Source organism: Vibrio sp. 1CM23M (assembly GCF_023161755.1).
Classification (GTDB): Bacteria; Pseudomonadota; Gammaproteobacteria; order Enterobacterales; family Vibrionaceae; genus Vibrio; species Vibrio coralliirubri.
On sequence record NZ_JALNTR010000013.1, the window covers coordinates 24,681 to 47,589 of the forward strand.

Annotated in this window: 21 protein-coding genes; 5 read left to right on the top strand and 16 right to left on the bottom strand. The window is 45.7% G+C overall.

Annotation, left to right across the window (positions count from 1 at the left end; genetic code table 11):
- Positions 1–257: 257 nt before the first annotated feature.
- Both relA and rlmD read right to left on the bottom strand, forming a co-directional pair.
- Positions 258–2,480, bottom strand: coding sequence for a GTP diphosphokinase (gene relA, locus MSG35_RS22365; protein ID WP_061040293.1), 2,223 nt, complete (start codon positions 2,478–2,480; stop codon positions 258–260).
- A gap of 134 nt (positions 2,481–2,614) precedes the next feature.
- On the bottom strand, positions 2,615–3,934 hold the full coding sequence (gene rlmD / locus MSG35_RS22370) for a 23S rRNA (uracil(1939)-C(5))-methyltransferase RlmD (RefSeq protein WP_248385027.1): 1,320 nt from the start codon (positions 3,932–3,934) through the stop codon (positions 2,615–2,617).
- Between the two features lie 165 nt (positions 3,935–4,099).
- Here rlmD and barA point away from each other — a divergent pair, with 165 nt between their 5' ends.
- On the top strand, positions 4,100–6,913 hold the full coding sequence (barA, locus tag MSG35_RS22375) for a two-component sensor histidine kinase BarA (RefSeq protein WP_248385028.1): 2,814 nt from the start codon (positions 4,100–4,102) through the stop codon (positions 6,911–6,913).
- Positions 6,914–7,038: 125 nt separating this feature from the next.
- Here barA and acpS read toward each other — a convergent pair whose 3' ends face one another.
- The 11 genes from acpS to rpoE form a co-directional block, all read right to left on the bottom strand.
- Positions 7,039–7,419 (bottom strand): holo-ACP synthase, encoded by a 381-nt coding sequence (gene acpS / locus MSG35_RS22380; protein WP_017059039.1) that lies wholly within the window; start codon positions 7,417–7,419, stop codon positions 7,039–7,041.
- 78 nt (positions 7,420–7,497) lie between these two features.
- The gene (gene pdxJ / locus MSG35_RS22385) at positions 7,498–8,235 is read right to left on the bottom strand and encodes a pyridoxine 5'-phosphate synthase (protein ID WP_048605801.1); all 738 of its coding nucleotides are present in this window, start codon (positions 8,233–8,235) and stop codon (positions 7,498–7,500) included.
- On the bottom strand, positions 8,232–8,960 hold the full coding sequence (gene recO / locus MSG35_RS22390) for a DNA repair protein RecO (protein ID WP_019826299.1): 729 nt from the start codon (positions 8,958–8,960) through the stop codon (positions 8,232–8,234). The genes pdxJ and recO overlap by 4 nt, the downstream gene beginning before the upstream one ends.
- Before the next feature lie 102 nt (positions 8,961–9,062).
- Positions 9,063–10,034: a GTPase Era gene (era, locus tag MSG35_RS22395; protein ID WP_017629580.1), complete on the bottom strand. Its 972-nt coding sequence runs from the start codon at positions 10,032–10,034 to the stop codon at positions 9,063–9,065.
- Positions 10,027–10,704, bottom strand: coding sequence for a ribonuclease III (gene rnc / locus MSG35_RS22400; protein WP_017059043.1), 678 nt, complete (start codon positions 10,702–10,704; stop codon positions 10,027–10,029). Before rnc ends, era begins: the two co-directional genes overlap by 8 nt.
- 26 nt (positions 10,705–10,730) lie before the next feature.
- Positions 10,731–11,627 (bottom strand): signal peptidase I, encoded by an 897-nt coding sequence (gene lepB, locus MSG35_RS22405; protein WP_248385029.1) that lies wholly within the window; start codon positions 11,625–11,627, stop codon positions 10,731–10,733.
- A 246-nt stretch (positions 11,628–11,873) separates the two neighbouring features.
- Positions 11,874–13,667 (bottom strand): translation elongation factor 4, encoded by a 1,794-nt coding sequence (gene lepA / locus MSG35_RS22410; protein WP_017059045.1) that lies wholly within the window; start codon positions 13,665–13,667, stop codon positions 11,874–11,876.
- Between the two features lie 137 nt (positions 13,668–13,804).
- On the bottom strand, positions 13,805–14,275 hold the full coding sequence (locus tag MSG35_RS22415; RefSeq protein WP_248385030.1) for a SoxR reducing system RseC family protein: 471 nt from the start codon (positions 14,273–14,275) through the stop codon (positions 13,805–13,807).
- Entirely contained in the window at positions 14,272–15,234 is a 963-nt protein-coding gene (gene rseB, locus MSG35_RS22420) for a sigma-E factor regulatory protein RseB (protein WP_048605809.1), read from the bottom strand. The genes MSG35_RS22415 and rseB overlap by 4 nt, the downstream gene beginning before the upstream one ends.
- Positions 15,231–15,854 carry a sigma-E factor negative regulatory protein gene (locus MSG35_RS22425; RefSeq protein WP_048605810.1) on the bottom strand — a complete coding sequence of 208 codons (624 nt, stop codon included), beginning with the start codon at positions 15,852–15,854 and terminating at the stop codon, positions 15,231–15,233. Before MSG35_RS22425 ends, rseB begins: the two co-directional genes overlap by 4 nt.
- A 26-nt stretch (positions 15,855–15,880) precedes the next feature.
- Positions 15,881–16,459: an RNA polymerase sigma factor RpoE gene (rpoE, locus tag MSG35_RS22430; protein ID WP_008223963.1), complete on the bottom strand. Its 579-nt coding sequence runs from the start codon at positions 16,457–16,459 to the stop codon at positions 15,881–15,883.
- A 389-nt stretch (positions 16,460–16,848) separates the two neighbouring features.
- Between rpoE and nadB the strand changes: the two genes are divergently transcribed.
- Entirely contained in the window at positions 16,849–18,465 is a 1,617-nt protein-coding gene (gene nadB, locus MSG35_RS22435; protein ID WP_050620518.1) for an L-aspartate oxidase, read from the top strand.
- A 101-nt stretch (positions 18,466–18,566) separates the two neighbouring features.
- Here nadB and MSG35_RS24110 read toward each other — a convergent pair whose 3' ends face one another.
- Both MSG35_RS24110 and MSG35_RS22445 read right to left on the bottom strand, forming a co-directional pair.
- Entirely contained in the window at positions 18,567–18,986 is a 420-nt protein-coding gene (locus MSG35_RS24110) for a protein YgfX (RefSeq protein ID WP_348983491.1), read from the bottom strand.
- Positions 18,934–19,194: a succinate dehydrogenase assembly factor 2 gene (locus MSG35_RS22445; protein ID WP_004735374.1), complete on the bottom strand. Its 261-nt coding sequence runs from the start codon at positions 19,192–19,194 to the stop codon at positions 18,934–18,936. The genes MSG35_RS24110 and MSG35_RS22445 overlap by 53 nt, the downstream gene beginning before the upstream one ends.
- 167 nt (positions 19,195–19,361) lie before the next feature.
- Between MSG35_RS22445 and ygfZ the strand changes: the two genes are divergently transcribed.
- From ygfZ to MSG35_RS22460, 3 genes are all read left to right on the top strand, one after another.
- Positions 19,362–20,333, top strand: coding sequence for a tRNA-modifying protein YgfZ (gene ygfZ / locus MSG35_RS22450; protein WP_248385032.1), 972 nt, complete (start codon positions 19,362–19,364; stop codon positions 20,331–20,333).
- A gap of 4 nt (positions 20,334–20,337) precedes the next feature.
- A complete protein-coding gene (locus MSG35_RS22455; RefSeq protein ID WP_248385033.1) occupies positions 20,338–20,799 on the top strand; it encodes a YbaK/EbsC family protein in 462 nt (153 codons plus the stop codon).
- A 562-nt stretch (positions 20,800–21,361) separates the two neighbouring features.
- Positions 21,362–21,568, top strand: a complete 207-nt coding sequence (locus tag MSG35_RS22460) for a DUF1107 domain-containing protein (RefSeq protein ID WP_009847660.1) — start codon at positions 21,362–21,364, stop codon at positions 21,566–21,568.
- Between the two features lie 111 nt (positions 21,569–21,679).
- Here MSG35_RS22460 and MSG35_RS22465 read toward each other — a convergent pair whose 3' ends face one another.
- Positions 21,680–22,903 (bottom strand): FAD-dependent 2-octaprenylphenol hydroxylase, encoded by a 1,224-nt coding sequence (locus MSG35_RS22465; RefSeq protein ID WP_048605817.1) that lies wholly within the window; start codon positions 22,901–22,903, stop codon positions 21,680–21,682.
- Positions 22,904–22,909 lie beyond the last annotated feature (6 nt).

A 22,909-nucleotide genomic window follows, 5' to 3' on the forward strand; every position in this document is an offset into this window, starting at 1 on the left:
AAAACCACTCACCTTTCTATTCTTTCCGTCATCCCCAAGAGCGAAGAATGAGCGAGTTGGGGATCTCAAATCGCTTTACGAGATTCCCTATCACGTTCGTCCCTCACTGTAGGGAATGACAGCTATATTTTTTTACTAAGTAATTAGCTCTTCTAACAAGGCAGTAAACTTATGAGGCTCCTGAGCATAGCTTGCCTATGTGATGGAGTGAAATAAGTGAAACTAACGCAGTTAGAAAGCCAAGTACGACGTAAAAACTAGCCCAAGCGTTTAACGCTCATAACATCTTTGATTTGTTCAACTCGGCTGGTCACGCGACTCAGAATTTCAATATTGGTCACTTCCAAATCGAAATCCATTACCGATAGCTGACGCTTGTAGTCGATGCGGCTCTTCATTGTGGTCACGCTGATCTTTTCATTCGAGAACAGTGAGGTGATGTCTTTTAACAAGCCATTACGCTCTAGTGCTTCAACACGCAGCGTTAGGATGTATGAACCGACAAAGCCATTGCCCCAAACAGTATCAATGATACGTTCTGGCGCATGCACACTTAGCTCGCCTAGTTGTTCACAGTCAGCGCGGTGAACCGAAATACCACGGCCTTGAGTGATGTAACCTTTAATCACATCGCCAGGGATTGGCTGACAGCAACGCGCTAGGTGAGTCATTAGGTTATCAACGCCCTCAACCACTACCGCATCTTTCTTCGGACGACTCTGTTGTGCTGGCTTGTTTTCCGACTCAAGCAATTTCTCGAGCGCTTTCTTGTCTTCTTCTTCCGCCGTAGGCTTGTTGACCAACGCATTGATGTGATTAACCACTTGGTTAATACGTAAGTCGCCACTGCCGATACCAGCATAGAGCTCATCTGGCGTGTTGACGTTAAAGCGTCTTAGCGCGTATTGGTCGGCATCTTTTAAGGTTGCACCCACTTTCGCAAGTTCCGCCTCAAGGATGTCTCGACCCGCTTCTAGGTTCTTCTCACGACTTTGCGCGCGGAACCATGCGTTGATTTTCGCGCGAGCACGACCTGAATGAACAAAGCCTGTGGTTGGATTTAACCAATCACGTGATGGGTTCGGTTCTTTCTGAGTAATGATTTCAACCTGATCACCCATCGATAATTTATGAGTGAACGGTACGATACGGCCTGCTACTTTGGCACCGATACAGCGGTGTCCAACCATTGAATGGATGTGGTAAGCGAAGTCCAGTGGGGTTGCACCCATTGGCAAGTCGACTACGTCACCGCGCGGTGTAAAGGCATATACGCGATCATCGAATACTTGGCTACGAACTTCATCCAGCATCTCGCCAGAATCCGACATCTCTTCTTGCCAATCGATAAGTTTGCGCAACCAAGTGATTTTCTCGTCGTAACCACTGCGTCCGCTTGAAGCTCCTTCTTTGTACTTCCAGTGCGCAGCTACACCCAACTCAGAGTCTTCGTGCATCTGCTTGGTACGGATCTGAATCTCAATGGTCTTGCCTTCTGGTCCCAGAACCACGGTGTGAATAGACTGGTAACCATTTGGCTTAGGGTTCGCCACATAGTCATCAAATTCACTTGGTAGATGTTTGTATTTAGTATGAACCACACCTAGGCCGGCATAACAGTCTTGAAGCTGGTCGGCGATGATACGTACCGCACGCACGTCAAAAAGCTCATCGAAGTCCAAGCCTTTCTTCTGCATTTTACGCCAGATGCTGTAGATGTGTTTTGGTCGACCGCTGACTTCAGCATTGATGCTTGAACGGTTCATTTCAGCCGTTAAGTCGTCAACGAAATCTTTAATGTATTGTTCACGTACGATACGACGCTCAGACAGCTGTTTAGCAATCTGCTTGTAGGTGTCTGGCTGTTGGTAGCGGAATGCGTAATCTTCGATTTCCCACTTAAGCTGACCAATACCTAAACGGTTAGCGAGCGGAGCGTAGATGTTAGAACACTCTTTTGCGGCCGCGCGACGCACAGCATCAGGGGCTTTTTTTACCTCGATAAGGTTACAGATTCGTTCAGCGAGTTTGATGACTACGCAGCGGAAGTCGTCGACCATTGCCAGTAACATACGGCGAACGTTATCAACTTGACCCGAGGCAGCACTGCCTTCAAGAGTCACGTTTAACTGGCCTAAGGCCGCCATTTCTTCAACACCATCGATCAACTTTACGGTTTCTTTACCGTAGCTTTCTTCAAACGCTTCGCGCTCAAAAACGCCGCTTGAGACGACGGGGAAAAGTTGCGCTGCAATTAAAGTGGCACGGTCCATGGACAAGGTGACCAAGATTTCGATCATCTCACGGCCACGCCAAAGCAAGAGCGATGCTTGCTCGTGATCTTTTAAAAGTTCTTCACAGTGACGATAAACTTTAATCAGTTTATTCGAGGTTTTTGCGTCTTGATTCAATGACGCAATCCAACTTTCTAGCTCAAACTGTTCGCTTGGGTTTAAATGTGCGCTTCGTACCGCAACCATCATGCCTTCCTAGTTATTATGTTTTATACCCAATTCAATATGACTAACTGGTTCCAAGTTAGTTCGACCATATTGATATCAGCGCAGGCTTCCCTGCGCCTTTGTGATTCATTTGAAGCCTTGTTTAAGGGCCTCTAAGCCTTGATAAAGAGAGCCATCGATTCTAGATGACTGGTGTGTGGGAACATGTCCAACATACCCAGTTTGGCTAATTGATAGCCTTGTTTTTCTAAGCTCTCAGAATCTCTAGCTAGAGTAGCAGGATTACACGAAACATAAACCACACGCTTCGCTCCTAACGCTGAAATTTGATCAACGATCCCACTCGCTCCCGCACGTGCCGGGTCAAGCAATACTTTATCGAATTTCTCTTTTGCCCAAGGCTGTGAAGATAAGTCTTCTTCAAGGTTAGCTTGGTAAAATTCCGTATTGCTTAACTGGTTTAACGCTGCATTAGATGTGGCTTGCTGAACCATTTCATCAACGCCTTCTACACCAACCACAAACGCCGATTGTTGCGCGATAGGCAGACTAAAGTTACCGAGACCACAAAACAGGTCTAGCACTCGCTCATCCGCTTGAGGCTCTAACCACTCAATCGCTTGAGCCACCATCTGCTGATTCACTTTCTGGTTTACTTGGATAAAGTGGTTTGGCTCAAACGGTAAGGTAACACCTGTTTCGCTGTAGCTAGGCGCATCACCAACCAGACGGACCAACTTATCGGTTTCAGGCATCGAGTACAGCGTAGCGCCTTCTTCTTTAGCTAACGCAATCAGCGCTTGCTCATCTTTTTCAACCAAAGGCTTAAGGTGACGTAGCACCATAACAGGGCCAGTATCGCCCAACACCAATTCAACGTGTCCTAAAGACGTAAGGCTGTTGAAAGTGTTCAGTAAATTTTTCAGTTTTGGCAGCAATACATTGAGGCGAGGATCAAGCACGGCACAGTCGGTGATATTTTCAATCTGCTTACTCTGCTTCTTACGGAAACCGAATTGAAGCTGCTGTGTCTTTTTATCAACAAATAGGCTGATACGTGCGCGACGTCGATAACCGATTTCATCACCAATAATAGGTTGTGCAACTTCAGTGTTCGCTGTTTGGTATTGGCTCATAAGGTGCGTCAGAGATTGCGATTTATGCTCAACCTGGGAAGAGTAACCTAGGTGTTGAAGGTGACAGCCACCACACTGATTAAAGTGCTTACAAAACGGCTTTAAACGCTGCTCGCTCGGCTTCAATAACTTGATGAGCTTAGCTCGCGAAAACTTACTTTTGCTCTCAGTAAGTTGAATAACCACCTGCTCACCGGGCAATGCGCCATCAATGAAAACCGGTTTATTCTTTTGATAAGCGATGCCAGCGCCATTGTGATCCATTCGTTCAACCAAAACCGATTGATGCTTGGTCTCGAGTTGAGTTTTCTTTTTTGGTTGGAAAAAACGTGCCATTGCTTGTGCCTAATGTATCTTTTAATAAGTAATTGGTATCCAGGACTCACTATTATGTCTTGGAATCATTGTCGAACGTCACGGCTTTGATTAAGCTTACCGTTCACTTAACCGCCATTGTGTGCGTTATTTTCCCATATCCAGACCTCGATGTAATTAAAGAACATGACCAGATATGGCTTAAGAGCCCGTGTAATTACCTTAACTCTAGCTCCAACCCTGATTATTGGGTTGCTATTGAGTGCATTTTTCTCATTTAACCGCTATCAAGACCTTGAGGGTCAAGTGGTTAACACTGGTACTAGCATCATTGAGCCACTTGCGATTGCGAGTGAATCAGGCATGAAGCTCGAAAGTCGAGAGTCTGTTCGTCAGCTTATTAGCTATGCGCATCGAAAAAATTCTAAGCTGGTGCGCAGTATCGCGGTGTTTGATGAACGTCATGAGTTGTTTGTAACCTCAAACTTCCACCCCGATTTTGAAAGCCTAACCTATCCCAAAGATAAACCGATCCCGCATTTAAGCTCATCGAATCTGCTCGATAATACGCTGATCCTGCGGACGCCTATCATCGCCGAAGGCCAGTACATCAACTCAGCCAACGGTCAGTCTCAAGCCAACCAAGCGATCGGCTATATTGCGATTGAGTTAGATCTGTCATCACTTCGATTGCAGCAATATCAAGAAGTATTCTCTGCCTTCTTGGTATTGATTCTCGGGCTTGGTTTATCGGGCGTGTTTGCGTTCCGATTAATGCACGATGTGACTCAACCGATCACGCACATGAAAAATATGGTCGACCGAATTCGTCGTGGTCACCTAGATGTACGTATCGAAGGTAAGATGCATGGTGAGCTAGATTCGCTGAAAAACGGTATCAACGCGATGGCGGTATCGCTATCAGAATATCACGTCGAGATGCAGCACAGTATCGACCAAGCCACATCAGATTTGCGTGAAACCCTTGAGCAGCTAGAGATTCAAAACGTTGAGTTAGACATCGCGAAGAAGCGTGCTCAAGAAGCCGCTCGTGTTAAATCTGAATTCTTAGCGAATATGTCACACGAACTGAGAACGCCTCTGAACGGTGTGATTGGCTTTACTCGTCAGATGCTCAAGACTCACCTATCGAACAGTCAAACCGATTACCTGCAAACCATTGAACGCTCAGCAAACAACCTGCTTAGCATCATCAACGATATCTTGGACTTCTCGAAACTTGAAGCGGGTAAATTAGCCCTAGAGAACATTCCATTTGAGTTCCAAGCTAGCCTTGAAGAGGTAGTAAACCTTCAAGCAACCAACGCTCATGAGAAAGGCCTAGAGCTGACACTGAAGATCGACCCTAAAGTACCGCCAGGCGTGGTGGGTGATCCACTGCGTATTCAACAGATCCTGACTAACCTAGTCGGTAACTCAATTAAGTTTACCGAGCGCGGCAACATTGATATCAGCGTTGAGCTGCGTTCACAAAGCGAAGACAACATCGAGCTGCAGTTCATGGTTCGCGATACGGGCATTGGTATCTCGGAGCGTCAACAAGCTCAGCTGTTCCAAGCCTTCAGCCAAGCCGATGCAAGTATCTCTCGTCGCTATGGTGGTACAGGCTTAGGTCTGGTTATCACCCAAAAACTGGTCAGCCAAATGGGCGGAGAGATCAGCCTAACCAGTCGTCTTCACCAAGGCTCTACCTTCTGGTTCACCTTGAGACTATCAACGACTGATATGCCGATGACAGAGCTGATTGAGACGCAGTGTCTGCAAGACAAACAACTGCTGCTTATCGAGCCAAACATGCAAGCGGCATCGATTACTCAGCAAATCCTAACTCAAGAAGGCTTAGTGGTAACGTATCGTTCGGTGATGCCAGACGAGACCACCTCGTATGACTACGTTCTGCTTAACCTAGCCGCCAACCAAGAATATCAATTTGATACCGTGAGTGGTTGGGCGATCGGTGCGAAGAAGATTGCTCAAAACGTGATAATTGGCACACCAAGTACCGAGTTAGCGTTGGGTGAGCAACTAATGAAAGAGGTAGATGTTCAGTGCATCACTAAGCCTCTTTCTCGTAAGAAGTTGCTGCAAACTCTGGTATCGAATCAGGCACCAACTTTGATTGCACCAGCGATTGAAACACATTCAGAAGAGAAGCTCCCGCTTACGGTATTGGCGGTCGACGATAATCCAGCCAACCTTAAACTGATCACCGCACTGCTCAAAGAGCGTGTAGAAACCGTCATCAGTTGTACCAGTGGTCAGCAGGCGATAGACAAAGCGACAGAGACGCCATTTGATATCATCTTCATGGATATTCAAATGCCACAGATGGACGGTGTGACCGCTTGTCAGAACATCAAGAAGCTGGCGAACAATGCAAATACGCCTGTGATTGCCGTTACCGCGCATGCAATGATTGGCGAACGTGACCGACTGCTTGATGCGGGCATGGATGACTACCTAACCAAACCGATTGAAGAGCATGTTTTACAGCAGGTTCTGATTCATTGGAGCTCGACCTCTGAGGTTGAGCACATCGAAAAAATAGATCCAGACCACCCAGCGGTCTCTGCTGAAGTCGATAGCGGTCCAGTGTCAGAAACTGAAGCCAGCGTGCACACAAACATCATCATTGATTGGCAAGCTGCGATGAAACAAGCCGCCAATAAAGAAGACCTCGCACGCGATATGCTGCAAATGCTCGTAGACTTTATTCCAGAGGTTTATGAGGCAGCAGACAAAGCGATAGAAGACAGTGACTACCCAGTTGAAGAGCTGATACATATCATCCACAAGATGCATGGCAGCAGCTCGTACAGTGGCGTACCAAGACTAAAATCGGTATGTGCGACGATAGAGAAGGAGCTGCGTTCTGGCACTTCTGTTGAAGACATTGAACCGGAGCTTTTCGAGCTTCAGGATGAATTAGACAAGGTTCAAGCAACCGCGATTCATTACTTGAAACCGGCTAAGACCTAGCGGGTACTTGTTACTCACCAACATTCAGTAAACGGTTTACCCGCCAATAAAAAAGCAGAGCTCATGAGCTCTGCTTTTTTCTGTCTAGAGCCAAGAGCACTAGATATAAAGTAGCGATAATCTGTTTACGATTCGAGTAACACCGTTGCCACTGCGTAGTGACGCTCATCCGAGATAGTCAGATGAATCGATGTTGTGCCATTTGCCTCTGCGATTTCACGCGCTTTTTTATGCAGGCTCAGAACTGGCTTGCCATGCTCATCGTTTGAAATCTCAAAGTCGTGAAAGGTCACACCCAGCGCGATCCCCGTGCCCAACGCCTTAGATGCCGCTTCTTTGGCAGCAAAACGTTTTGCAAGGTAACGCCCTTTTTGCTTGAGTTGCTGGAATACTTCAAATTCAGAATCGGTCAAAATACGCTGAGCAAAAGCGTCACCACTTCGTGACAATGCCTTTTCAACACGCTCAATTTCTGCGATATCTGTACCTAATCCAACAACAGCCATGCTTACCCTACTACTAAACTTCTATCTATTAATTCTACTAATTCGTCGCTTACGACTTAACGCTTACGGTTTAAAAAACTAAGCGTTGTTGCGTGCTGTTTCCATCACGGCTTTCATGTCTGCAACGGCTTTGTTCAAACCATCAAACACTGCACGTCCCATGATCGAGTGACCGATGTTCAGCTCGTAGATCTCAGGAAGAGCCGCAATTGGGGCGACGTTGTGGTAAGTCAGACCATGGCCAGCATTGACTGTGATACCAAGATCGTCCGCGTAGCTTGCGCCTGCAGCAATCTTTTTCAGCTCGTCTTGTTGGTCTTCTTCTGTTTTAGCATCGGCGTAATGACCAGTGTGCAGCTCAATGAACGGTGCGCCACACGCTTTTGCTGCGTCGATTTGCTCACGGTCAGCATCGATAAACAGAGACACCTTAATGCCAGCAGCAGACAGTTTTTCAGTCGCCGCTTTGATCTTTTCAAGTTGACCAACCACGTCCAAGCCACCTTCAGTGGTCAGCTCTTCACGCTTCTCTGGAACCAGACAAACAAACTCAGGATTAGTATCGAGGGCAATTTGAACCATCTCATCCGTTACTGCCATCTCCAAATTCATACGAGTTTGAAGTGTTTCAGCCAGAATACGTACATCGCGGTCAACGATATGACGACGGTCTTCACGCAGGTGAACAGTAATGCCGTCAGCACCCGCACGTTCAGCAATTTCAGCTGCGTGTACTGGATCTGGGTATTTAGTACCACGTGCATTACGTAGTGTTGCAATATGGTCGATATTAACGCCTAAAAGGATTGAGCTCATTTTCCAATACTCCGTGCTCTAGAGAGGGCTATTGTTGGCATAAATAGCTCTCTACTTTTTAATGGTTTGCCGCCAAGATACGGCTTTAAGGCTATGCGTGTAAAGCGTTTTGCCGCTTTTAACTGCTCTTTAGTGATAAACCTACGTTCACTAATTGCGATAAGTTCATCGCCCATAAAAGTCAGGTTGTCTCGACGCACCGAAGCGATGAAACCTTTTTGCTCTCGATAGCGATAAGTCATGCTCGGATCAATCGCTTCGCCAGTGCCCGCGCAGTGTAAAAAGTCGACGCCATAACCCATAGCGGATAATAGAGCCAGCTCAAAGCGGCGCAGTGCTGGCTCAGGGTTATCATTATGCGCCAGCTCTGTTAAAGCATGAAGATAGTCGTGAAAAAGTGCAGGCATCGGTACTTCCGCCATCAATACGCGACCGATAAGCTCGTTCACGTACATGCCTGAATACAGATTAATACCGGCGAGAGGAAGCCCCAAGCTGATGGGTTCAGCTTGGCGTAAGGTTTTCATCGAACCATTACCAGACCACTTAAGCAGTAGCGGCGTAAAAGGTTGTAATGCACCTTTCAAATTAGAACGCTTGCTGCGAGCGCCTTTAGACATCAACGTCACCCGACCGAACTCTTCGCTGAAGACGTCCAAGATCAGGCTCGACTCACTGTATGGTCGACGGTGCAACACAAAGCATCGCTGTAACCCTTCGCTCAATCACTTACCCTTATTACAGATACAAAAAGAGAGAGTTCGCACTCTCTCTTGGATTTATCTTCAGTTCAACTTTCTTAATCTCAGAAAGTGACGTTCAATATATTATAGATCGTCGATGTAGCCTAACGAGCGAAGTGCACGCTCATCATCAGCCCAGCCAGATTTAACCTTGACCCAAGTCTCTAGGTAAACCTTACGGCCGAATAGCTCTTCCATATCGATACGCGCTTCACGACCAATCGTTTTGATCTTCTCGCCCGCTTTACCAATCACCATTTTCTTCTGACCTGTACGCTCAACAAGAATCAGTGCATTGATGTGAAAGCCATCGTTATCTGGGTTGTAATCGAAACGTTCGATTTCAACCGTTACTGAGTAAGGTAGCTCGTCACCCGTAAAGCGCATCAGCTTTTCACGGATAATTTCAGAGGCCATAAAACGTTGCGAGCGATCAGTCACGTATTCTTCAGGGAAGTGGTGTGTCGCTTTAGGTAAATGTTCACGTACGTGCTTACGCAGTACATCAATGTTTTTACCTTGCTTCGCAGAGATTGGCACAACATCAATGAAGTCCATCTTCTTAGAGACTTCCATCATGTGCTGCATCACGTTAGTACGGTCTTGAACGTTATCTACTTTGTTGATGCAAAGTACAACTGGGAAGTCAGTCTTCTTCAGTTTGTTCAGAACCATCTCATCGTCGTCAGTCCAGTGAGTACCATCGACAAGAAAGAATACTAGGTTTACATCACTCAGTGAGCTGTTCGCCGCACGGTTCATCAAGCGGTTGATGGCACGCTTTTCTTCAATATGAAGTCCAGGAGTATCAACAAAGATCGCTTGGTAATCACCCTCAGTTTCAACGCCCATAATACGGTGACGTGTCGTCTGTGGTTTACGTGATGTAATAGAGATCTTCTGACCCAGAATATGGTTCAGAAGCGTCGACTTACCTACGTTTGGGCGACCGACAATAGCGATGAAGCCACAGTGTTGGTTTTCCGGTAGGCCTGTTTGTTTGCTATCAGATGAAAAGAATGCATCGATATCGAAATCTTGGTTGTTATCAGACATTGCTTAGTTGCTCTAATGCTGTTTCAGCAGCCGCTTGTTCTGCCTTGCGGCGGCTAGTGCCTTTACCGATAACAGGTTTATCCACACCTGCCACTTCACACTCAACCGTAAACTCTTGGTTGTGTGCTTCACCTTTAATATTAGTCACTGTGTAGACAGGTAGAGGATTTCTTCGACCTTGCAAAAACTCTTGTAGGCGAGTTTTCGGATCTTTTTGAGATACTCCAGGCTGAATAGCATCTAGGCGAGATTGGTACCAGCTTAAAATAATGCCGCGAACCGTCTCGGTATCACTGTCTAAATAGACAGCGCCGATGATCGCTTCAACCGCATCCGCTAGAATAGAATCACGACGGAAACCGCCACTCTTCAACTCACCTGGACCTAATTTTAAGTAATCTCCTAGTTCGAATTCACGACCTAGTTCTGCCAATGTATGACCACGTACTAATGTTGCGCGCATGCGGCTCATATCACCTTCGTTTACCTTAGGAAAACGGTGGTAAAGATCATCAGCGATAACAAAACTTAAAATTGAATCGCCCAGAAACTCAAGACGTTCGTTATGTTTACCTGCGGCGCTGCGGTGAGTCAGCGCCAAGTGGATAAGATCGGCATCATTAAACTGATAGCCAATCTTTCTCTCTAGTTTATCAATTGGAGAATTCATGCTCTCTCGATGTGTTATGTGATCGATTAATGAATCCCACCGATGCGATTAAAACGCACACCAGTAGGAATCCATGTTGGAAGTACACTGTCTGAACCGCGTTCAAACTCGAAGCTGATCCAAATAGCAACGGCCTTACCAACAAGGTTTGCTTCAGGGACAAAGCCCCAGTAACGGCTATCGGCACTGTTGTCACGGTTATCACCCATCACAAAGTACTGGCCTTCTGGAACGACCCATTCGTTAACACCATTGCGAGGCTGATATGCTTGCACACGATCACGGCGTAATGGGTTAACTAAAATCTGGTGCTCTACGTCTCCAAGCTGTTCGTTCAGCTGAATCAGAGGCACACCATCTTGAATAAATTGGCTCTCTTCAACATTACTTAGTTTCACTGGTTCACAGCTACTTGTACCCTTCGCCTGAATGCAGATCTCTTTACGACTGCTGTAGCGAATCGTGTCACCAGGCATACCAACAACACGCTTAATGTAGTCGATATTTGGCTGAGGTGGGTACTTAAATACGATTGAGTCACCGCGTTCTGGCTTGCCTGTTTCTACCAATTGAGTGCGCCATACTGGGTCTTTTAGACCGTACGCGTACTTCTCTACCAAGATGAAATCACCAACCAAAAGAGTTGGCATCATCGAGCCAGAAGGGATTTGAAACGGTTCATAGATGAATGAACGCAAGATCAAAACAAATGCAATTACCGGGAAAATGGACACACTGTTCTCAACCCACCAAGGCTGAGCCGTAACTTTTGCGCTCGTTTCAGCGTCTAGGCCATTCGATTGTGCTTCAACGTCAGCAAGTTTTTTCTGGCGCTTCTTCGCCCACACAAACTTTTCCAACGCCCATACAATACCGGTCACTAGAGTTACGATCACTAAGATAAGCGAAAATGTATTAGCCATTGATATCCCTTAAATTTCATTTCTTTAAAAATAACGAAAGTGAAAGAGTATAACCCTTTCACTCTGCTTAATATTTCTAATCTGTATCAATCATGCTGACTAAATGCTGGGGGAGATTACGCAGGAAAAATCGTTTAGTTCGAGGCGCAAAGTGCAGTGACTAGTGGGCCTAATTGCAATCTTTGCAACAAAGAAATAAACGATTTTAACCAGTAATGTTCAGCAGATAGTTAGTGCGATTGATACCTAGTCTTTACCAACATGAAGAATTGCTAAGAATGCTTCTTGAGGCAGTTCAACGTTACCGATCTGCTTCATACGCTTCTTACCTTCTTTTTGTTTCTTAAGAAGTTTCTTCTTACGACTGATATCACCACCGTAACATTTTGCGATTACGTTCTTACGCAGTTGTTTCACTGTAGAACGAGCAATGATGTGGTTACCAATCGCTGCTTGAATCGCGATATCGAACATCTGACGAGGGATGAATTCTTTCATCTTCTCTACCAGTAGACGACCACGAGACTGAGCAATATCTTTATGCGTAATGATCGCTAGTGCATCAACCGTTTCGCCATTCAGCAGTACGTCTACACGTACCATGTTTGATGGCTCGTAACGTTGGAAGTTGTAATCCAATGATGCATAGCCGCGAGACGTTGACTTCAGACGGTCGAAGAAGTCTAGAACTACTTCTGCCATAGGAAGATCGTACGTCACAGCAACTTGGTTACCGTGGTAAACCATGTCTACTTGTACGCCACGCTTCTCAACACACAGTGTGATTACGTTACCTAGGTAATCCGAAGGTACCAGAATATTACAGCGTGCAATTGGCTCACGAATTTCTTCTAGGTCATTAACCGCTGGCAGTTTAGCCGGGCTATCAACGTAAAGAACCGTTTTATCTGTTTTTACAACTTCATACACTACTGTTGGAGCAGTTGTGATTAGGTCTAGGTCGTATTCACGCTCTAGACGCTCTTGGATGATCTCCATGTGAAGCATTCCTAAGAAGCCACAACGGAAACCAAAACCAAGTGCTGCTGAACTTTCTGGTTCGAAGAACAGTGATGCATCGTTCAGGCTTAGTTTGCCTAACGCGTCACGGAAGTTTTCGTAGTCATCAGATGATACAGGGAATAGACCTGCGTATACCTGAGGCTTCACTTTTTGGAAACCAGGTAGACGTTCAGTGCTGCCGCCTTTTGCAAGCGTCAACGTATCACCAACTGGTGCACCTAGGATGTCTTTAATACCACAAACAACCCAACCTACTTCGCCAGTATTTAGCTCTGTCGTGTCGATTTGCTTAGGCGTGAAGATACCTAGACGGTCAACACCCCATACTTGGTCTGTCGACATTACTTTGATCTTGTCGTTCTTCTTCAGCTTACCGTTTTTGATACGAACCAAAGAAACTACGCCAAGGTAGTTATCGAACCAAGAGTCAATGATCAACGCTTGTAGAGGCGCTTCAGGATCACCTTCCGGTGGCGGGATTGCCGTTACGATGTTTTCTAGAACATCATCAACACCCAAACCTGTTTTCGCAGAACAGCGAGTCGCTTCCATCGCATCGATGCCAACGATCTCTTCGATTTCTTCAGCAACACGTTCTGGTTCAGCTGCAGGTAAGTCAATCTTGTTCAAGATTGGCACTACTTCCAGTTCCATTTCGATTGCTGTGTAACAGTTTGCTAGAGTTTGTGCTTCAACACCTTGGCCAGCATCCACTACAAGTAGTGCGCCTTCACAAGCCGCTAGAGAACGAGATACTTCGTAAGAGAAGTCTACGTGTCCAGGAGTGTCGATAAAGTTAAGTTGGTAAGTTTCACCATCTTTAGCTTTGTAATCTAAAGTCACACTCTGCGCTTTAATTGTAATACCACGCTCGCGTTCTATATCCATAGAATCGAGGACTTGAGCTGCCATCTCACGTTCACTTAATCCTCCACAAACTTGGATTAAGCGGTCAGAAAGGGTCGACTTACCGTGGTCGATGTGGGCGATAATCGAAAAATTACGAATGTGCTTCATAGGCTTGGTGTGACTAAACTCTTTGAATAGGGATAATAAGAAAGCCGCGACGCGTCCAATCTACAGTCAGCATTGGTGGCGGCATTTCAATCAAGTTGGCAGATTCTACCCAATTTAAGGGCAAGAAGCATCATAAATTAGACGAGAGACTCACCTAGGATTCGAATCAAGACGACTTCTTGCTTGGATTTGTCTTCCATGGGTTTGGCTAACCGCTTCGCTAAGGCAATCCCACCAGCAGTAAACAGCGCTGCACTTAAGATAACAATGCCCTCGCCCCCTTGGAGTAAGGGTTGTAACAAGAGTTGTCCAAAACCAGCACCAATCATCAACATGAAAAGTGGGATGAGATAAACAATGGCTGCCGATTGAAGTAGGCTTTTTTCTGGAAAGCCAATTTCTACGATTTGTCCTGTTTTAACTAAGCTTTTGGTTTTAAGCTGCCAAAACAAAGATTTATTGCCAACAGCCTTGGTCACAATACCCGTACCGCAACTTTTTTGAGAAGAGCAACTGCTGCAACTGGTTTGTTGTTCGCAGCTCAGTTGAACAAAGTATTGCTTACCTTTTTGTTCAACCGAGCTAACGGTCGCCAGCGCGGTCATCATTGCGCTTGTACCGATTTATTGAATGTAACTGACTGAGCAATACGTTTTGCAGTTGCCGGCGGAATGTCACCAACCACTGAGATCTCTTTGTCGCCAATCACTAAGCTATGCAAGGTTCTACGCCCTTGACGTACCAGCTGCCCTTTCAATGAGTGCTCGTCTTTTTCAGCGATATAAACCGAAAAACTAAACAATCCATCACTGAAAAGCTGACTTTCAACCATTTTATCGGTCGCAGCCATTTGATAGCGGCTAAGCTCTTTTGACTTAAACCCTTCAGGAATCCACGACGCTTGCCAGTTAGTTTCACTCACTAAGCCTTCCGGCAAGGATAAAACTTTCGGCAATTGAGCTTGGTTCAAGCCACCCATCGCTTCAGCAATCTTATCGTTCACCACGTAAGAGATAGTGCGGTACTGTTCAAGCACTTCGCCATCACGATCCAAAAGGTCGGCACGCAAAGGAAGACTCGTTTTTTCGTCGACCCAAACCACGTAAGAGTAGCGAAGGCCGTCTTTCGGCACGACGCGCAGCACTTGAGTGGTGCTGCCCGCTTCACGAGAGCGCCCAACTTTCACAAAGTCGTAGTACTGATTCAGAGATTCGATATCTCGATTAATCATCGGAATAACAGGTGCAACCATGCTGCCAGACTGAATCGTAAATGGCTCTGTACCCGGTTCGATGTAGCTAACTTCATTGCCACGTCGAATGACTTCACGAACAGGGCCGCTTAGGTAAACAAGGTGTGCAAGTTGTTGGTCGTCGTTAACCGCATGGCGATAAACAAGAGGCTCAATACTGCTCTTCTTTATCAAAATGTAGGAGAGTTCGTAATTTAGATGCTGACTGGCCTCGTTCATTTGATGCAACAAGGCCTTTGCAGTGGTTTCCTCTGCAAAGGCTGTTGGAGACATCAAGCTGAACAGTGTCAGTGCACTGACCAGGATTTTCTTCATTCAATGTCCGATTCTAGATGTGCATCTTGCATTGGCGATGCATCACTGTTTAATCTTAGCTGCAGCTCATAATCTTCTAACATTGCATGAACGCGTTTGCGCTGCTCTTGCAAGTTAGCTTCAGATGCTGGTTTCTCAACAGAGTCACGCGTTAAGCTTACTGGTTCCGCAGAACCCGCAAATGGAATCGTCTGGAGTACAGGCAACTGCTCTGGTGCTGCAGGGTCGCTGCCACCATATTGTTGCACACCTAATACAACGGCTAATGAAACACACGCTGCCACGGCAACTTGTCCAAACTGTTGTAACCACGCCGGAAGCTGACGCTTCGCTTGCTGAGGTTTAGGCTGCTCTTCAATTGGAGCAACAGTAGGTTCAACATTAACTTGGTGCAGGTTCGACATTGAACCATGTGCAGGCTCGTTCTCAAGCGCTGCCGCTACACTATTAGCAATGTTCCACTCTGGAGTTTCTGGCGCATCCCCACGCATAACATCACCAATTAAATGGTAACTCTGCCAGGTATCCATGCTTTCTTGATCGGATTCGAGATCTACAATGAGAGCTTTATCGATCGTTTCACCATCCATGAGTGCCGAAAGCTTTTCTTTATCAGCCATTATTTTCACCATAATTATTACAAGTTCTAGCGTTGCAAAAGAGGTTTGATTTTCTTTTCCACCGCTTCACGAGCTCGGAAAATACGCGAACGTACGGTTCCTACAGGGCAATCCATTACTTCTGCAATCTCTTCGTAGCTCAAACCTTCGAGCTCTCGCAACGTCATTGCAGTTTTTAGGTCTTCTGGTAGCGCTTCAATCGCTCCAAAAACGACTTGTTTCAATTCTTTTGACAGCGTTAAGTTCTCAGGGTTCGATATTTCTTTTAACGCGCTGCCTGTTTCGTAATATTCTGCATCTTCTGCATCTACATCTGTTGCTGGCGGCCTACGGCTTTGAGCAACGATATGATTTTTAGCGGTGTTCACGGCAATTCGGTACAACCATGTATAGAAGGCACTCTCGCCACGAAAGTTAGGTATCGCGCGGTAAGCTTTAATAAAAGCTTCTTGTGCTACATCAGGTACATCACCGGAATTATTCACGTATCGAGAGATAAGATTACAAACTTTGTTTTGATACTTAACCACTAGTAAGTTAAATGCCTGCTTATCTCCACTCTGAACTCGCTCAATCAACACTTGATCGGTTAGCTGCTCGTTCATTCGAGCGGGTACTCCTATTGTTATAACCCTCACCTTCACAGATATGGGTACTAATTATGCGAAATGTAGTATTGACACCACCGTCTACAAGAGCACTATTGTGACTAAGCCAAATACCGAAAGTTCCAACTTTCTTAAAATTATTTGCCATTATTGTTTCACAATGTGATGTAATAAAAATAGCTATCCCTATCAATTTGGGGAAACTTGAGCAAAAGCAATGGTATTGAGCAATTAAATATTTCTAGATAGCTGTCTATATATTGATTTTGCATAGCGTTTAAGGATGACTCTGGAGAGATTATAACAGTCTTACCCAAACTCCTAAAACAAGACAAAGTCAATTGAGAGTAGACAACTCGACTATAGCCCGGGATTTAATAAGTTTTATGAACGCAAACCGTGAACATCAGTGTGATGTATTAGTGGTAGGAAGTGGTGCGGCAGGCTTGTCATTAGCCTTACGCGTAGCAGAACATGCAAAAGTAATTGTATTAAGCAAAGGACCACGCAGCGAAGGATCGACGTATTACGCACAAGGTGGTATCGCCGCGGTGTTCGATGAGTCGGACAGTATTGAGTCTCATGTAGAGGATACTCAAATAGCTGGGGCTGGGTTATGCGAAGAAGATACAGTTCAATTCATTGCTGAAAATGCGAAAGAGTGTGTGCAATGGCTGATTGATGGCGGTGTTCCATTTGATAAAGATGAGAACAGCACAGAAGGCCAACCAAAATATCACCTCACTCGTGAGGGTGGCCACAGTCACCGCAGAATACTGCACGCGGCCGATGCAACTGGCATGGCGATGCAAACCTCACTACAAGATAACGTCAACAACCACCCAAATATCGAGATCTTCGAGCGCCACAATGCGCTGGATTTGATTACTGAAGATAAGATTGGTGGTTCAAAAGACAAGGTGATCGGTGCCTATATTTGGAACCGTAACCAAGAACACGTTGAAACCGTGCGCGCTAAATTTGTTGTACTAGCAACAGGCGGCGCTTCAAAGGTTTACCAGTACACCTCTAACCCAGATGTCTCTTCAGGTGATGGTATTGCTATCGCTTGGCGTGCGGGTTGTCGTGTGGCAAACCTTGAGTTCAACCAGTTCCACCCAACGTGTTTATTCCACCCAGAAGCGCGTAACTTCCTGTTAACGGAAGCACTGCGTGGTGAAGGTGCCTACTTGCGTCGTCCAGATGGCTCTCGCTTTATGAAGGACTTCGATGAGCGCGGTGAACTGGCGCCACGTGATGTGGTTGCTCGTGCAATTGACTTCGAAATGAAGCGCTTGGGTGCCGACTGCATGTATGTTGATATCAGCCACAAGCCTGAAGAATTCATCACAACGCACTTCCCGATGATCCATACACGCTTGATGGACTTGGGCATCGATATGACCAAAGAGCCGATCCCTATCGTGCCAGCTGCTCACTACACTTGTGGTGGTGTCATGGTGAATAAGCAAGGTCAAACCGACCTAACGAACTTGTATGCGATTGGCGAAGTGAGCTACACCGGCTTACACGGTGCAAACCGTATGGCTTCTAACTCACTGCTTGAGTGTGTGGTTTACGCATGGGCAGCAGCAAAAGATATCGTTGAGAACATCGACCAATCTCAACTGTGCGCTGAACTGCCAGCATGGGATGAAAGCCAAGTCACCAACAGTGATGAAGAAGTTATCATTCAACACAACTGGCACGAACTGCGCCTGTTCATGTGGGATTACATGGGCATTGTTCGAACGGATAAACGACTAGAGCGTGCATTGCGTCGTATTCAGATGCTGCAACAAGAAACTCATGAGTACTACAGCTACTTCAAGGTTTCGAATAACCTATTAGAACTGCGTAACTTGCTACAAGTGGCAGAGCTAATGGTTCGTTGTGCAATGCAACGTAAAGAGAGCCGCGGCCTTCACTACACGTTGGATTACCCTGAACTTGCTGAAGACAGTGGCCCAACGATTCTGACGCCAGAGAAACGCCAAGCATAATAATTGGTTAAACGTGCTTAGCGAATTAGCCGTCAGCGAAAAATGATTAAACGAAAGGGAGCCGAGTGCTCCCTTTTCTTTTGTCTAACGCTTTCTTTTATCTAGCGTGCTCGTTGTAAGTTCGCCAGAAAATGACGATATTCGCGCTCGCAACAGCTGTCTCGCCAAAGCAGTACCGAATACCCGCATTCAAACTGCAATTTAACGAAGAACTGCGCCCAGATTCTATCAACGGACTTGAGTCGGTAAGTTCGGTCATTGAGTCGAATATCACCATCCTCTTTGTAATCAAAACGCCCGTAGGCACTATTTAGAATCACATGGTTGCTTCTGAACAAACGGATCATTAAAGCTAAGCAATAAAGGCTGGCGGTAAGTGGAATAGAAGACAGGGCGATGAAAAACAAAAGGCACCCAAAAATAGTGCCTTTTGCAAATAATGCGGAATACGAAGGGTTAAGCTGAAGCTTAACGAACCTTGCTGAGGTTGTGTGCGACAATTTTATCAACCATTGATGCATGACCTAGGTTTTCACTGCGTCCGTGTCCCATTACCCAAGTAAACAAATCTGGGTCATCACACTCTAACAGAGAAACAAACTCGCGCTGTTCCTGCTCTTGCAATGAATCAAAACACTCTTCGAAAAATGGCATGATGACTACATCAAGTTCTAACATGCCGCGACGGCAACCCCATTTAATTCGTGCTTTCTGCTCTGCAGTGTACATTGGCTATCCTCACCTATAATTTTTCTTTCTCGGAGTGTAACAAGTCATACGCCCTGCAACTACTATGTGAGTCACAGTCCCTATCTAAGCTCACAAAAAAACCTAGGCTGACAAAGAAACAGAACCGGATTAACATAGAGCCAAATAAAATTCTTAGGAAAGATAAAATGGATTGGAAAAACACATTTCAGCCACTCGCTCATACGCAAAATGAATCGCTTCCAGAACTGATGATGACACACGTGTCAGACTGGAGTGCAATTACCATGATAGGCGATGACAAAAAGTCGTACCTACAGGGTCAAGTAACGTGCGATGTCGTCACTCTTCCTAATGATGAATCCACGTTAGGCGCGCACTGTGATGCAAAAGGAAAGGTATGGAGTATCTTCCGCCTGTTCCATCACAATGGCGGTTACGCACTCATGCAGCCTAAATCTGCGATTGAAGTAGAACTGGTCGAAATCAAAAAATACGCCGTGTTCTCTAAGGTTGATATTGAACAAACGACAGATGTTGTTATCGGTGTGATGGGCGCGTCTGCGGATCAATACATTGATTCAATTTCAGAAGTCCAAGGTAACGTGCGTGCTATCTCTGGTGGCACAGCGGTTAAAGTCTCTGACAATCGTTGGGCGCTGCTTATTACGGAAGATGTTGCTGCAACTTTAGTATCAAGTGGCTCAGCAGAAAAAGTATCAGAAGCACTTTGGCAATATCATGAAATTCTTGATGCTCAGCCTAACCTATCGAAAGAAGAACAAAACGAGCACATCCCTCAAGCACTTAACCTGCAAGCGATTGGTGGTATCAGCTTTTCAAAAGGCTGTTACACAGGTCAAGAAACGGTAGCTCGTGCCAAGTATCGTGGCATGAACAAGCGTGAGATGCGTATTGTTTCAGGAACAACAGCAGAAGTATTGTCTCTAGAGAACCCAATTGAACTAGAGCGTAGCGTGGGTGAGAACTGGCGTGGCGCAGGCCGACTATTAAACGTCTATCAATTTGCTGATAACCAAGCGATTGGTTTGATGGTACTTCCAAACAACCTTGATGACGATGTTCAGCTTCGACTGACCGCGCAGCCTGATCAAACATGGAATATCCTGCCACTGCCGTACAGCCTTGACGATGAGTAACCACGTGGAAACGCTGATTACACAATGGCTGGATCAACAGCAGGTGAACTATCGCCTGCTGATGCAAAGCAAGCCAACCACCAGCATTGAAGAAACCGCACAAGAGCGAGGCATCGACGCCTCTCAAATGGTGAAGTGCATCCTGCTCAAGGATATGGGCAACCAGTATGCGTTAGCCTGTACTGCTGGCGATCGCTCTGTCGACCCCAAGAAAGTACGCTCGGTACTGAATTGCCGTCGAATGACCTGCGTGTCGCTCGCTGATGTTGAAGCGATCACCGGCTTTAAAGTGGGTTGTGTTGGCCCGCTCGCTCTCAAGAGACACATGCCGATCATTTTTGATCCTTCCATTCAAAACAACTCGACCGTAACCATTAGCTCCGGCGACAGAATAGCTGGCGTTGCGTTGGATCTCAATGATCTTATGGCGCTATGTGCACCGACTGTCGCGGACATCAGTCGATGATCGTTTCGATCAGAACATGCTTCGCAAACTTCATTTGAATATTTCATTGAGTACATTTTTAGTGTGAACTTCGTCATAAGAAGAACACACCATTAATAAATAGTTACTCAAAATAAAGGCATAAGTAGTCACAAAGTTAAATTTGCGTTATTGTAAATTTACTGACTAGCTATTAAGCAAATCAGTGTAAGTGAATCCACTGAGTAACATCAGTATCCACTTTTGTGTAATGCATCTGTGACTATTCGCCCGTTTTAGACGGGCTTTTTTTTGTCCGAAATTTACAATTTGATTACACAAACAAAAAAATCCCGCCTATTCTTATACTTGTAACATTATCACTGCTTAATACCGAACAGGAAAGTTCACGGCAGTTCACTACTCAGTATTATTTTGGGGAGGAGCTCACGTAAAAATAGATATTTACTGAAGAAAGTGCTTAGAACAGCACAAATATCTAATTAACGTCAATGCTACTGCATATTACTCCATGCTTATCACAATTATTATCTCGGAGTTTTTCTATAATATGCAGGCTAGGTAAATATAAGGATAATTAAGAATGAGACTGTTTAAGCGCTATACACCGAGTATGATTGCTAAACATGTAAGTCGACTTTTCAAAGGACGAATCTACATTTACGGCGTAGGAAAATTTGAGTTTGATAACGGTAAGCTAGTGCTACCAGACCGAGCAGAAAAACGTCACTTTCAAACAGTGAAAGAAATAAATAGTGAAATCATGAAACTGCGCTGCGCGTACGCATGACCTGATTATCTACAGAATTAAAAACAAAAAGGGTTGGCATTATGCCAACCCTTTTTTCGTACCAAGTTTCGTATCAATGATGATTCGATAAATCACCAAAACACTATTTCATTATCGATGAGTCACAGGACGCTTAGCTAAGTCAGGAAGATTGCCAGACAAACCCAGTGCGCGCTTCATGATCTCATCTTTCGCACCCGGTAATTGGCCCGCTAGCTTCATACCGATACCACGAATCAGCTTCTTAGCTGGGTTATCGCCTTCAAACAGATCTTTAAAACCCTGCATTGAAGCAATCATTTTCGCCGCCTCTGCTTTTCTCCAGCGCTCGTAGCCGCGAAGATTACGCTTGGTGCCAATATCCTCACCTGCAGACCATAGCTTTAACAGCTCTTGCGCTAAGCTTGCTGCGTCTAATAGGCCAAGGTTCACGCCCTGCCCTGCTAATGGGTGAATGGTATGAGCAGCATCACCAACTAAAGCCACACGCTCTACCGCAAAGTCACGCGCATAACGCATGCGCAGTGGGAAGGCAAAACGGTCACCAACCACTTCGCACAATCCAAGCTTTGAATCGAACTCTGCCGTTAGCTGCTTATTAAAATCAGCATCCGACATGGATACCAGCTTCTCGGCACGGTTTGGTTCCGTAGACCAAACAATCGAGCTCATGTTGCTTGGTTGCATTGGTAGGAATGCCAATGGGCCTTGAGGCGTGAATATTTGACGAGCAACGCTGTGGTGCGGCTCTGTGGTTTTGATGTTCGCGACAATCGCACTGTGTCCGTAATCCCAATGTGTTAGTGGGATATCTTGCTGCTTACGAACCCAAGAGTTTGCGCCGTCCGCTCCAACAACTAACTTAGCTGTCAGAGCTTGGCCATTATCTAGCGTTAACCATGCTTCGCTTTCACCAATCGCCATCGTTTTGCACGTTGCAGGCATATACAGACTGACATTGTCTTGCTTCTTAACCTGATCAAGCAGTGCTAGTTGAATCACGCGGTTTTCAACGATATGACCAAGATTAGGCTGAGCCAAGCGTGTCGAGTCAAACTCAATACGAGCAAAGCTGTCTTGCTCCCACACTTCCATCGCTTGATAAGGTGCAGCGCGTCTTTGTTCGATACCTTGCCATGCGCCTAAGTTACGAAGAATCACTTCACTAGAACGACTCAACGCGGATACACGTACATCAGGCAGCTCACTCAGCCCTTCGCTGGGAGCCCTGCCTTCAATGACAGCAATTCTTAGGTCACTATCTTTCAGGGCAGCAGCAAGCGCTAGGCCAACCATGCCACCACCAACAATCGCGATATCAACACTTTGCATCATTATTTA

Coding starts and splice junctions, on each gene's coding strand:
- rpoE (WP_008223963.1), bottom strand. CDS start 16,459: ATGAACGAGCAGCTAACCGATCAAGTGTTGATTGAGCGAGTTCAGAGT.
- MSG35_RS22465 (WP_048605817.1), bottom strand. CDS start 22,903: ATGATGCAAAGTGTTGATATCGCGATTGTTGGTGGTGGCATGGTTGGC.
- ygfZ (WP_248385032.1), top strand. CDS start 19,362: ATGGATTGGAAAAACACATTTCAGCCACTCGCTCATACGCAAAATGAA.
- MSG35_RS22415 (WP_248385030.1), bottom strand. CDS start 14,275: ATGATGACCGCGCTGGCGACCGTTAGCTCGGTTGAACAAAAAGGTAAG.
- MSG35_RS22425 (WP_048605810.1), bottom strand. CDS start 15,854: ATGGCTGATAAAGAAAAGCTTTCGGCACTCATGGATGGTGAAACGATC.
- MSG35_RS22445 (WP_004735374.1), bottom strand. CDS start 19,194: ATGTACACTGCAGAGCAGAAAGCACGAATTAAATGGGGTTGCCGTCGC.
- pdxJ (WP_048605801.1), bottom strand. CDS start 8,235: ATGAGCTCAATCCTTTTAGGCGTTAATATCGACCATATTGCAACACTA.
- era (WP_017629580.1), bottom strand. CDS start 10,034: ATGTCTGATAACAACCAAGATTTCGATATCGATGCATTCTTTTCATCT.
- rseB (WP_048605809.1), bottom strand. CDS start 15,234: ATGAAGAAAATCCTGGTCAGTGCACTGACACTGTTCAGCTTGATGTCT.
- lepA (WP_017059045.1), bottom strand. CDS start 13,667: ATGAAGCACATTCGTAATTTTTCGATTATCGCCCACATCGACCACGGT.
- rlmD (WP_248385027.1), bottom strand. CDS start 3,934: ATGGCACGTTTTTTCCAACCAAAAAAGAAAACTCAACTCGAGACCAAG.
- nadB (WP_050620518.1), top strand. CDS start 16,849: ATGAACGCAAACCGTGAACATCAGTGTGATGTATTAGTGGTAGGAAGT.
- MSG35_RS22460 (WP_009847660.1), top strand. CDS start 21,362: ATGAGACTGTTTAAGCGCTATACACCGAGTATGATTGCTAAACATGTA.
- lepB (WP_248385029.1), bottom strand. CDS start 11,627: ATGGCTAATACATTTTCGCTTATCTTAGTGATCGTAACTCTAGTGACC.
- acpS (WP_017059039.1), bottom strand. CDS start 7,419: ATGGCTGTTGTTGGATTAGGTACAGATATCGCAGAAATTGAGCGTGTT.
- barA (WP_248385028.1), top strand. CDS start 4,100: ATGACCAGATATGGCTTAAGAGCCCGTGTAATTACCTTAACTCTAGCT.
- MSG35_RS24110 (WP_348983491.1), bottom strand. CDS start 18,986: ATGCATCAATGGTTGATAAAATTGTCGCACACAACCTCAGCAAGGTTC.
- relA (WP_061040293.1), bottom strand. CDS start 2,480: ATGGTTGCGGTACGAAGCGCACATTTAAACCCAAGCGAACAGTTTGAG.
- rnc (WP_017059043.1), bottom strand. CDS start 10,704: ATGAATTCTCCAATTGATAAACTAGAGAGAAAGATTGGCTATCAGTTT.